An 11860-nucleotide genomic window follows, 5' to 3' on the forward strand; every position below is an offset into this window, starting at 1 on the left:
ATACACTCACCGCATCGCCCATGGTGACGCCGGCTCGTGGCAAACGAACGGCGCCGCTGCGGAAGGCGCCGATCGAGGCTGGCCAGCAACAGGGCCAGCGGGCACTGCCCGCCTTACCATCGACGTCATGACATCACCGGAGCGAGAAAGCTTCGAGCAACGGTGGCTCGCATACCAGGCTCTGAGCTCCCTGCGCAATCACTGGTACTGGCGCCCCGGTTGGAACGCTAACCGCCAGTTCTACACCTGGCACATCACGTTCGCCGGGCAGGACGAAGTCATCCAGCTCGTCCACACCGTCCAGCAGCATCTCCGCCTCCCCGGCCTCGACCTCGTGCCGCTGGAAGGGCTTCACCTCACGACGCAGGGCGTCGGATTCACGGACGAGATTTCAGACGGCGACCTCACGGCCATCATTGCCGCGGTCACCCGTGAATGCGCGCGGCTCGCTCCGTTCGACCTCAGCCTGGGCCCGGTCGATCCAGACGCCGAGGGCGTCGGATTGCTGATCGACCCGTGGGCGCCGGTCACGGCACTTCGCACGGCCATCCGAGCTGGCATCGCAGCCGTGTGGCCAACGGTTCCCGAACCTGGGACCGGGTTCAGGCCGCACGTCACCGTCGCCTACAGCGGCGCCGACGTGCCTACAGCTGAGGCAGTCGCGGCGATCAAGCCGTTACGAAACGAACCACCTGCGAAGGCGCGGATCACCGCCGTACAGTTGATCGAGCTTCGCCGGCCAGGGCGCGCGTACCAGTGGGAAACCATCCACACGACGCCGCTCGGCACACCGTAGCAACTGCTTCGCCGGAACCCACCGCCGCTGCGTTCGTCTGGAGAGTTCACCGACAGGCAACCCGGAAGACCGACGTGCCTTCGCGTACGCCCAAGGGTACACTCGCCGCATCTCACGGATAGGCGGAGAGTGAGGAGCCGTCCCATGTCGGCCATGGATCGCCGCCGTTGCGCGCGCTGCCGAGCGCCACTCGCCATGGACAACGGGGGTGGCTACTGCACGTCGTGTGAATCACTCGTCGCCGCATTGCGCCGGCATCCACCGGTGGTGCTGCCGCCCGAATTTTGGAATCATCCGCCGATCCAGGCGGCAGCGCACAGGCAGCACATGGGAAACCTCGTAGCCGCCTACCGCCGCAATCCCCATCACGGCTCTCCCATTGCGCAAGAGATCGTCGGCGAATGGGCCGGCATGTCGCAGACGCAGGTCAGCCGCATGGAGACCGGACCGCCGGAACAACACATCGACCGACTGCGGTTCTGGGCGACACTCCTACACATCCCGCACGACCTGCTGTGGTTCGAGCCAGCGCCCGGCACGACGCCACCCGTACTCACTCACGCAGCGGCGAAGCCAGCCGACCACGAGCAGGATATGGACCGGGCGTATGCCAGAAACGACCCACGGCCGCTGGCCCTCGATGCGGAGAGCGAAGCGATCGAACTCGCCCGAAGAATCGAAGCGAGCGACGTCAGCAGCGGAACGCTGACACGACTTCAGCACGTAGCTGATCGCATGGCCATGGCCTACGCGGCAACGCCGCCAGCCGAACTCCTCTCGCGGGTGAGGCGACATCTCGGCTACGTCACCAGCCTGACCGACGCCCGTATGACGCTCTCCCAGCGGCGCACCCTGCTGATCACCGGCGGCGGGCTGGCTCTACTTGCCGCAACCCTGCACGTCGACCTGCGCCAAGGCGACGCCGCCGACGCATGGCTCGTCACCGCCGAGCAGATGGCCGGACATGCCAACTACGACGAGATCACTGCATGGTGCTACGAGACACGTGCATGGAACGTCCTGACCATCGGCCGCTACCGCGATGCACTGGAACTGTCACAGCGAGCACAAGCAATTGCACCGGTCGGTTCCTCCGCACTAATCCAGGCCACCGCCCAAGAAGGCCGTGCATGGGCGCGGATGAAACGCCCCGTCGAAACGCGTGACGCCCTCACCCGGGTAGCCCAACTCGTCAACAACCTGCCGACGCCAGAGAATCCCGAACACCACTACCGCTACGATCCCGCCAAGGCGATCTCCTACACAGCAACAACGCTTGCATGGGTAGGCGACCCAGCAGCCGAAGAGTTCGCACGCACCGCAATCAAGGAACTTGTCAACGATCCGGGCGGCGTACCCAGACCCCGCCGAATCGCGTCAGCACGCCTCGACCTCGGCCTGGCCCTCATCGCCGCCAACAAACCCGACGAAGCCACCGCAGAGGCCCTCACCGCAGTAACCTCCGGCCGCATCGTGCCCTCGAACTGGTGGCGCGCAACCGAAGTACTCCACGGCGTTGAACAAGCGGGCATACCCGAGGCCAACGACCTCCGCGACGCATACCGAGCCTACCGTCCAACACGACCCACCACCTCGGCCTGATATGACCATTTCCAACTACAAACCGCTCGCTCGCCCGTTTCGGCGGGAGGTCGCCGATTTCGTACGGGCTCTCCCGCAGCCCACCTCCGTCGGATGACGGGCACAGACGGCCGCTTCACCGAGACGGCCATGCGGCAAGCCCTCGCGAACATTTGCGACCAGCTCCACGTCCACGACGCGGACGCACACCTGCTGCGCCTGACGAACAACGCCGTCTTCGCCCTGCCGGCCGCCGGTCTGGTCGTACGGATCACCCGCACCCATCGATTGCACGCGCGTGTGCACAAGGTCGCGGCGCTCGGCGTCTGGTTCGAGGAGGTTGACGCGCCGGCGATCCGGCTCGCCGCAGGTGTTGAGCAACCTGTTGCCGACGGGGAATTACTCGCCACCGTGTGGCGCTACGTCGCACCGCACGAGCCTCGCCCTAACGCAGGCGACCTCGGCGTCGCACTGCGTGCGTTCCATCACCTCGGCACCCCGCCACTGCATTTACCGGCGTGGGATCCGATCGGCGACGCCCGAAACCGACTTGACGACGCGGAGGGACTCGCCGAAAGCGACCGGGACTATCTGCTCGCCTGGTGCGACCGGCTCGAGCCTCGCCTGCAGCAGTTCGCGGCAAACGTCAAACCAGGACTCGTACACGGCGACGCGCACGAGGGAAACTTGCTCCGCGATGCCTCCGGCAGGGTGCTGTTGTGCGACTTCGACGCGACCTGCATCGGACCATGGCAGGTCGACCTCGTTCCGCCACCAGCCAACGAAATCCGCTTTGGCCCTACCGGCGGACACCGCAAGCTGGCCGCCTCCTACGGCTACGACATCACCCAGGACCCAGCCTGGCCCCTGCTCCAAGAAGCACGCGAACTGAAGATGATCGCTGCCGCTGTACCACTGTTGGCCAGCGCTCCAGGTGTGGCTGAAGAGTTCCAGCTACGGCTACGGTCGGTCCGCACCGGCGACATCAGCTTGCGGTGGACGGCGTTCGGCGATCTGCCCCGCCCGGCCGCCCCACTCCCAGCCGAGCGTGCGTGCGGCCCGGAAGACAGGAAAGCCGGGTAGCGATGGCCGCGGCGTCGTAGCGACCGCCCTCGAGATGTCTGCGGATGGCGGCGACGCGCTCGACCCTGCCCGGGAGACATGATCATCGTTGGGGTGAGCGGGCCCGTTGCCAGACCGGCACGGCAGCGTTCGCCCCGGTGAGTGGCGGTCCGGCGGCGCGGCCGCGGATGCCTGCGGGCCACAGCCCGGCGGCGCGTTCGACCGCGACGCTAGGCGTCGGTTCGCGGCCAGCAACGTCACGAAGCACACCGATGTCTTCGGCGTAACGGTGGTGCCTAGGCATTCGGCGGGGGTTGAGCCGCTTGGCGAGCCCGGCGGTGGGCAGTCCCGCGCGGGCTGCTTCGAGCAGCACCCTGTGTGAATGCGGACCACGATCCCGAGCGGTTGCACGCTGCTGCAACTCGGGTCCGCTCGGTTCCATAGATCTCAACCGACGCCGTTACGCGATCCGGCCGAACGGGACGCGTGTCGATGCATAGTGACCATGCGCAACTTGTCATGGCGGCAGCGGCATTGCGGAGACATGATTCGGTTCCATCGAGGCCCGTCGACCACTTCGTTGACCGGAGGATGTCGTGTTCGCTGGAGGATTTGTGGCGGTCGAGGGCCCGACCGGCGTGGGCAAGACCACCCTTGCCACGCGGCTGGCCGCCGCGCTTGACGCCGTAGCGGTGCTGGACCCCTACGAGTCGAATCAGCTGCTGCCCGAACTCGCCGCAGGCGACCCCAACCCGGCGCTGGCCCTGCAGGTGGAGTTGACGTTCGTCGCGTTGCGCGTCGCGCAGCTGCGGCAGATCGCCGTCCTCCTGGACGGGGGGCGTGCCGTGGTCGCCGACTGGGCGTTGCTGAAGCAGACAATCTTCGCCGCGACGGTACTCGACGCGAGCGATACCGTCCGGGTCGCGGCGACCGTCGACGTGTGGGCCACCAGCGTCCCGACGCCAGACCTGCTGATCGGCATGTCCGCACCGACCGGCACGCTGCAGACTCGGATCCGCGCCCGAGGCCGGGTGTTCGAGGCCGGCCTCACCGACGACTACCTCAGCGGCCTCTCGGCCGCCTTCGACGCGGCGTTCGCCGCTTGGCCGGGCCGACAACTGCCGATCGCGGCCGACCGCTTCGACACCTTCGACGACCGCGCCGTCCGTGACCTCGCCCACCAGGTCCGCGACGTCCTGACCCTCGTGGAGACCCGATGACCCGTCCCATCCTCGCCCCGGCCGCCGGGGCGACCATCCTGCGCTGCCGACGCCTGTTCATCACCGAGCCCGGCGCCGTCGAGCTGCTCGACGACGAGCTGCCTCCGCTGTTTGACCATGATGTGTACGCGACCACGGTGCTGTCCGGCATCAGCCACGGCACCGAGCTCGCCTGGTTGCGTGGTACCGCCGCCGCCCTGCACCGGACCTGGGATCCCCAGCGGCGCCTCTACCTCGACGGGCCGGGCCGGGCATACCCGGTGGCGCCCGGGTATGAGTCGATCGCCGAAGTCGCCGCCATCGGCCGGGACGTCTCCGGCGTTCGGGTCGGCGAGCTGATCGCGGTCGACGGCCCGCACGCCAGCGGCCACGTCCTGCACGAACGCTCCGCCGTCGCGGGGCGCCTGCCGGCCGGGGTGACGGCGGAACAGGCAGTGTTCTTCATCCTTGCCCGGGTCGCGCTCGGCGGCGTCCACGACGCCAGCCTGCTCCTCGGCGAGTCCGTCGTGGTGATGGGCCTGGGCACGGTCGGGCTGCTCGCCGCCCAGCAGGCCCAGCTCGGCGGCGCCGCGGTGATCGGCGTCGACCGGTACCCGCTGCGCGTCCAGGCCGCCGAAACACTCGGCATTCATGCGCTGCTCGCTGACGGCACCGACATCGCCGCGCAGGTCCGTGATCGTGTCGGACCCGACGGCGCTGACGCTGCGATCGAGGCGTCCGGCTCTCTGCAGGGGCTGCACGAGGCGATCCGCTGCCTGCGCAAGGGCGGCCGGGTCGCGACCGTTGCGTCCTACCACGGTGACCAGGCCGGCCTCCGGCTCGGCGAGGAGTACCACCGCAACCGGATCACCATCCTCTCCTCGATGACGATCAACGACTGCCCGGCCCGCTCCCACCCGCTGTGGACGCGTGACCGGCTCGACGCCACCGCCCGCGCCCAGATCACCGACGGGCGCGTCCGCACTGACGGGCTGATCAGCCACCGCATCCCGTTCACCGACGCGCCGGACGCCTACCGACTGCTGCTCGACCGGCCCCAGGACACGATCAAGGTGGTGCTCACCTATGACCACTGACCTGCACTACGACGCCGCTCACCCGGTCGACGACCGATACACCCCGCCGGCGAACGGGGAGCTCGACGCGCTCGCCGCCGTGCTCGGCGACGGCCGGCTCTCCGGCGGCGCGCCGATCCTGGCCGAGTACGAGCAGGCCCTGGCCGCCTGGTTCGGCGTCGCGCGGGCGATCGCCGTCAGCTCCGGCAGCGCCGCCCTGCACGCCGCCCTCGTCGCCGTCGGCGTCGGCCCCGACGACGAGGTCCTCGTACCGGCGACCGCGCCGATCGCCACCGCCATGCCGATCCTCACCTGCCACGCCACCCCGGTCATCGTCGATACCGTCCCCGGCTCGCTCGCCGTTGATCCGCAGGACGTCGCGCGGAAGGTCACCAACCGCACCCGAGCAGCGCTCACCCTGCCGATGTGGGGCTACCCCGCCGACGACACTGCCGCCGCCGCGATTCTCGCCGCCGCCGGCGTGCCGATCATCGAGGACGCCTGCCAGGCCCACGGCACCCGCGTCCGCGGCCGCTACGCCGGCACCCAGCACCGCATCGGCTGCTTCTCCACCCACGACCGCAAGCTCCTGCCCACCGGCGAAGGCGGCTTCATCCTCACCGACGACGAAGACCTCGCCGACCGCATCGACTTCTACACCCATCTCGACCACCTCCGCGGCGATCACCACGGCGTCAACTACAAGCTCGCCGCACCCCTGGCCACGATCGGGCACCGGCGCCTCGGCCAGCTCAACGACCAGCTGACCACCCGGCGCCGCAACGCCGCCCGGCTGCTGAACGCCCTCCCGCCGGACGGCCGACTGCGCGAGCTGGGCTACGGCGCCGACGACGCCCCGAACTACTACGCCCTCGTCCTCACCGCCGCGCCCGACCACACCGCGGGTATCGCGGAAGGCTTCACCGCGGCGGGTCTGCCGCCCGACTCGATCCGGTTCGGCTACGGCCCGCTCTACCAGCGCCCGCGGTTCGCCGCCTACGCCACGCCGTGCCCGAACGCCGAACAGCTCACCGCCACGACATTCCACCTTCCGGTACACCCGGCCATGACCGACCAGACACTAGGGTGGGTTGCTGACCGCATCCGGAACCTCGCCGAAGGGCAGCGTTCATGACCGACACCGGCACGACCACCACGAGCGGAATCCGGCACAACACCGCATCCGCCGTCGTCCTCGACGACCGCGACCGCGTCCTGCTCGTACACCACAACAAGGTCGGTCTCTGGCTCTACCCCGGCGGCCACATCGACGACAACGAGGACCCCGCCGAGGCCGCCGTCCGCGAAGTCCTTGAAGAGACCGGCGTCAAAGCGGTCGTGCTCGGCGCGCCCACGTTCCAGCACCCAGCCGTCACGTCGCATGCCGCGCCGTGGGCGATCATCGAGATGCCGGTCCGCGACCGCAAGATCGGCGAGCACCACCACATCGACTTCGTCTACGTCTGCCGCGCCGTCAGCAACGAAGTCACCGCCCAGCTCGAAGAGGTCAGCGGCGCCCGTTGGGTCCCCCTCACCGAACTTGCCAGCCTGCCCGCCCCCGCGGAGCTTCCTGACCTCGTGACCGCCGCCGCTACCTGGGCAAACACACAACGTTGAGCCTGTCGCGGCCGACCACCGCACCGCGCGAGTCTCGAACAGATCGCGATCGGCGTTGCCGCGGAGCCTTCTGGAATTAGTTACACTCACCGCATCAGCGACGTTGACGGATGGTGAGGTCGACTCGTGGCAAACGAACGGCGCCGCTGCGGAAGGTGCCGATCAACGCTGGCCAGCGACAACCACGGCGCCTACTGCGCCCCGTGCGACAGCATCGTGGACCGCCTGCGCCAGCACCCACCAGCCGTCCCTGCAGACTTCTGGTCCCACCCGACCATTCTCGACGCTGCCCGCCGCCGCCACATGGGCCGCCTGATCGCGGCGTACCGCCGGCACCCGCACCACGGCATCCCCATCTCCCAAGAGATCGTCGGCGGGTGGGTAGGAGTCACGCAAGGCCAGATCAGCCGCATGGAGACCGGCCAACCCGAACACAACATCGACCGCCTCATCCACTGGGCACGACTCCTCACCATCCCCACCCACCTGCTCTGGTTCACGCAGCCGACCTTGGACGCCTCGATCGTCGTAGAGCCAAACCCGCCAGGCCTGGCGTCCGGCCTCGATGCCGCCAAGTCCTCCGACGGTGTTGGCCGTGCGGGCTCCCATGACGAGGAGGAGCCGTTGTACCGACGAACAGTCCTGTACGGCATCGTCGGGGCGCTCGGCGTTGCCCGCGGTGCGCTCCCCGTGGACGATCGCATGGAGGCGGTGCGCCGGAATGTCGATCGGGGATTGCGGGCGCCGGTCACTCCCAGCGATGTCGAGGAATGGGAACGCACCGCCTGGCAATACGCCCGCGAGGTAGGCGTCGTGCCTCCGGCAACGGTACTTCCGGAACTCCTCGTCGACCTCGATGAGGCGCACGCACGACTGACCGAGGCCGACGACAAACTCCGTAACCGTCTGGTGCGGGTGTGCGCAGAACTCAGCGCGCTCACGGCCATCGCACTCATCGCTTCCGACTCACCCGGACCGGCCCGGCGTTTCTGGCGCACTGCAGTACGCGCCGCCGACCAGACGACGGACCACGCGTTGCAGGCCCGCATCCGCGGCAGACGTGCGGTGTTCGCGTTGTACGACGACCTGCCCGTGTCGACTGCGCTCTCGATGGCTGAAGATGCGGTGACCGTCTCGGACGGACACGCCACCGCCGGCGCCGCCAGCGGCTACGCCGCACGCGCTCAAGGATTCGCCCAGTTGGGAAAGCACAACGAAGCCCGCCGAGCCCTCGGCGACCTCGAGGCGACGTTCGAGCGCCTCGGGGCAGCGACCGTTGACGATCGGCGATCGCAGTGGGGCTGGAGTCAGCAGCGCCTGCTGCACGTCGCGAGCTTCGTTTACGCCCATGCTGGCGACGCCTCCCGCGCAACCCAGGCCCAAGAGGCCGCGCTTGCGCTCTACCCCACGCAGCTCTATCAAGGACGCGCACAAATCGAACTCCATCGAGCCACGTGCCTGGTCATGGCCGGCGATCCGATCGAAGGCGCGCGCCACACCACCCGGACGCTTACCAGCCTGCCCTCCCCACTGCGACACGACGCCCTGATCCGCCGCTCAGCTCAACACGTGGTCGAAGCAGTACCCGCGAAGGCGGCGAACGACCCCGCCGTCTGCGAAGCTCGTCACATGCTCACTTCGATCGCGGCTTCACATGACTGACTCGCAGAACCTGACGTTTGCCCACTTCTCAGCCGATGACGCCGAACAGATCCTCGAATCGGTCGTCGCGCCGATCTATGCGGCCACACACGCAGACGTCATCTCGAGCGTCTTCTACGACCCGGACCGCTTTCTGCAACGCGTGCGCGGATACATGCGCTCGCCGGGGTTCGAACTGGTCACTGCAACGGTCAAGTCCGAGCCTGCCGGTCTCGCTCTCGGCTACGCGCTACCCGCAGGCGCCCGCTGGTGGCAGGGGCTGACCACAGAGGTAGATCCCGACGCCATCGCTGAGAACGGGCACCGCACGTTCGCGCTTTGCGAACTGATGGTGCACCCCAAGCTACAACGCCTGGGAATCGCCCGCGCCATCCACGACGAACTTCTGCGCAACCGCCCAGAAGATCGCGCAACCCTCCTCGTCCGAGACGACAACACCGCCGCCCAAACCGCATACGCAAAATGGGGCTGGACCAAGCTTGGCAAACTCCAGCCATATCCGGACTCGCCGAACTACGACGCACTACTCCTGCCGCTTCGCGCCGGAGCCATTTGAACTGTCCGCCGACCGACCGCCGAGCAGGCTCCGTCGAGCCGCCTTCCGGGGATGGTGGCGACACATATGGATCATTCCGCACCACGCATAGGCGCAGGTACACTCACCGCATCGTGCACATGGACATGGGGTGAGGGGTCATCCATGCCGCCGGTAGCTCACCGTCGGTGCGCGCGGTGCCGAGCTTCGCTGGCCCGGGACAACACCGCTGACTTTTGCGCGTCGTGCGAGCCTGTCGTTCGCCAGCTCCGTCAACGGCCGCCGACGGTACCGGCCAGCTTCTGGGAGCACCCTGCGATACAGGCAGCTGCGGCAGCTCAGCACATGGGGCAACTGATCGCCGCATACCGTCACCATCCTCACCATGGCGTCCCGATCTCACAGGAGACCGTCGGGCATTGGGTGAACATGTCTCAAGGTCAGATCAGCAAGATCGAGACTCGCCGACCCGAGCTCCACATCGCCCGCTTGGCGTTCTGGGCGCGACTGCTCGGTATTCCCGCTCACCTGCTGTGGTTCGATCTCCCGATCACGAACGGTCGAGACGCCGCATCACGCACGGCACCAACGGCTACCGATAGGCATACCCCAATATTTCCGGACGGATTGGCTTCGCCACCTGCATCCACCTACGGTGAAGATGCAGCACACGACCAGGAGCCATCAGTCCGGCACCGCACCGAAAACCATGCGCGATTGGGCACGCCACAGACGTCAGCCCGCTGTGCACTAGCACCGAGCCAACTGCCTGCATCCAATGGCGGACCTGTAGAGGAGGGCGACGACTTGCGACGGCGCGCCCTGCTTGCAACGCTGATCACTGTCGTTGCCTCACCCTTCTCGCATGTGGCGGCCACCGCGAACCCGCCCGCGAATGCGCGTGTGCTCGCTGCACGCGTCCGAAGAGTGCGATCGGCCTATCAGCACAGCTCCTACGGGCAGGCGTTGCAGGAGCTGCCGTCGATCTTGTCCGACCTAGCGAACCCCGCGCTGGACAAGCCTGTCGACCGTCTTGCCGCCGAGGCATACCAAGTCGCCAGCGGTCTCCTGCTCAAGTCAGACCAGCCGACACTCGCTGCCGTTGCGGCCGAACGAAGCATCGTCGCAGCACAGGCGCACGGTTCGCCGATCATCATCGCCAGCAGCATGCGCGCCGTTGTGCACGGCCTGATGGCGGCAGGACACTTCATCCAGGCTGCCAACCTCGCCTCCACGGCAGCCACTCAGATGATGCGGGATGTAGGAACCCCGTCAGACGATGAGGCCGCGGTGTATGGAGCGCTTCTCCTGCGCGGAGCGGTCGCCGCCGCGCACGCCGAGGACCGAGCTCGTGCCGGCGTGCTTCTCGACGAAGCGTCCGCTACCGCCGAACGCGTCGGCGGCGGCGACGGTAACGCAAACTGGACGGCGTTCGGTCCAGCCAACGTCCTCGCCCATCGAGTAGCGGTCGCCGTGGAACTCGGTGACGCCGGTGCCGCGGTCGACGTCGCGTCCACGATCAACCTTCGCGAACTGGCTGCGCCGGAACGGCGCGCAGTGGTGCTGCTCGACACTGCACGCGCACTGACGCAGTGGGGCAAATACGAACGAGCGTTGGACGCGATCCAGGCGGCTGAGCGGCATGCCCCGGAGGAGGTCCGTAGCCGGCGGCCGGCCCACTCGCTGATCAATACTCTTGCGCAACGTGCCCCGGCCCCCGTGCAGCGCCGCGCTCGTGACTATTCCTGTTCGATAGGCATCGACTCGTGACCGACAACGAACGTCAGCGGTCACTGTGCATCGTTGTCTGCGGCGCCGGGCCCGCGCCGCAGGTCGGCCGGCTCGTTGCACTGGCCATCGAAGCTGGCTGGACGGTTCGAATTGTAGCGACTCCGGCAGGCGTCGGATTCCTCGACGTTGCACGCTTGGCCGACCTCACTAAAACCGAAGTGCGCTGGGACTTCCAACCGAGCGGCTCACGGACCGCACGATCGGCACCCATTGATGCGATCATCCTGGCGCCGGCCACCTACAACACGATCAACAAGCTCGCGCTGGGAATCAACGACACCTACGCGCTCAACGTCGTCGCCGAGGCTATCGGCCGACAGGTGCCGGTCGTCATCCTGCCGTTCGTCAACTCGGCTCTAGCTTCACGCCTGCCGTTCAGCAACGCGGTCAGGTTACTGCGTACCGAAGGTGTGCGCGTTCTGCTCGGCCCGGGGCAATGGGAACCGCATCCACCTGGCACCGGCGACGAGCAGATCGCCGCGTTTCCCTGGCATCTCGCCCTCGCTGCCTTGTCCACGCAGTAGCCTGCTCGATACCCATT

General features: G+C 67.7%; 11 protein-coding genes. All 11 read left to right on the forward strand.

Annotated elements, in window-relative coordinates:
* The first annotated feature begins 127 nt into the window (after positions 1-127).
* The 11 genes from ACQPY0_RS00710 (at position 128) to ACQPY0_RS00760 (ending at position 11843) form a co-directional block, all read left to right on the forward strand.
* A complete protein-coding gene (locus ACQPY0_RS00710; protein WP_432982991.1) occupies positions 128-796 on the forward strand; it encodes a 2'-5' RNA ligase family protein in 669 nt (222 codons plus the stop codon).
* 144 nt (positions 797-940) lie between these two features.
* Positions 941-2398, forward strand: a complete 1458-nt coding sequence (locus tag ACQPY0_RS00715) for a transcriptional regulator (RefSeq protein ID WP_432982994.1) — start codon at positions 941-943, stop codon at positions 2396-2398.
* A 93-nt stretch (positions 2399-2491) separates the two neighbouring features.
* Positions 2492-3460 (forward strand): aminoglycoside phosphotransferase family protein, encoded by a 969-nt coding sequence (locus tag ACQPY0_RS00720; RefSeq protein WP_432982997.1) that lies wholly within the window; start codon positions 2492-2494, stop codon positions 3458-3460.
* Positions 3461-4053: 593 nt separating this feature from the next.
* On the forward strand, positions 4054-4659 hold the full coding sequence (locus ACQPY0_RS00725; protein ID WP_432983000.1) for a deoxynucleoside kinase: 606 nt from the start codon (positions 4054-4056) through the stop codon (positions 4657-4659).
* Entirely contained in the window at positions 4656-5735 is a 1080-nt protein-coding gene (locus tag ACQPY0_RS00730) for a zinc-dependent alcohol dehydrogenase (protein ID WP_432983003.1), read from the forward strand. The genes ACQPY0_RS00725 and ACQPY0_RS00730 overlap by 4 nt, the downstream gene beginning before the upstream one ends.
* Positions 5725-6849, forward strand: coding sequence for a DegT/DnrJ/EryC1/StrS family aminotransferase (locus ACQPY0_RS00735; protein WP_432983006.1), 1125 nt, complete (start codon positions 5725-5727; stop codon positions 6847-6849). Before ACQPY0_RS00730 ends, ACQPY0_RS00735 begins: the two co-directional genes overlap by 11 nt.
* Positions 6846-7331, forward strand: coding sequence for an NUDIX hydrolase (locus ACQPY0_RS00740; RefSeq protein WP_432983009.1), 486 nt, complete (start codon positions 6846-6848; stop codon positions 7329-7331). The genes ACQPY0_RS00735 and ACQPY0_RS00740 overlap by 4 nt, the downstream gene beginning before the upstream one ends.
* A 216-nt stretch (positions 7332-7547) precedes the next feature.
* Complete coding sequence (locus tag ACQPY0_RS00745; protein ID WP_432983012.1) at positions 7548-8993, forward strand: helix-turn-helix domain-containing protein; 1446 nt, start codon at positions 7548-7550, stop codon at positions 8991-8993.
* Positions 8986-9549 (forward strand): GNAT family N-acetyltransferase, encoded by a 564-nt coding sequence (locus ACQPY0_RS00750; protein ID WP_432983015.1) that lies wholly within the window; start codon positions 8986-8988, stop codon positions 9547-9549. The genes ACQPY0_RS00745 and ACQPY0_RS00750 overlap by 8 nt, the downstream gene beginning before the upstream one ends.
* A 324-nt stretch (positions 9550-9873) precedes the next feature.
* On the forward strand, positions 9874-11298 hold the full coding sequence (locus ACQPY0_RS00755; RefSeq protein WP_432983018.1) for a hypothetical protein: 1425 nt from the start codon (positions 9874-9876) through the stop codon (positions 11296-11298).
* Positions 11295-11843 carry a flavoprotein gene (locus ACQPY0_RS00760; RefSeq protein WP_432983021.1) on the forward strand — a complete coding sequence of 183 codons (549 nt, stop codon included), beginning with the start codon at positions 11295-11297 and terminating at the stop codon, positions 11841-11843. Before ACQPY0_RS00755 ends, ACQPY0_RS00760 begins: the two co-directional genes overlap by 4 nt.
* Positions 11844-11860: the final 17 nt, after the last annotated feature.

Source organism: Dactylosporangium sp. CA-233914, assembly GCF_050942935.1.
Taxonomy (GTDB): domain Bacteria; phylum Actinomycetota; class Actinomycetes; order Mycobacteriales; family Micromonosporaceae; genus Dactylosporangium.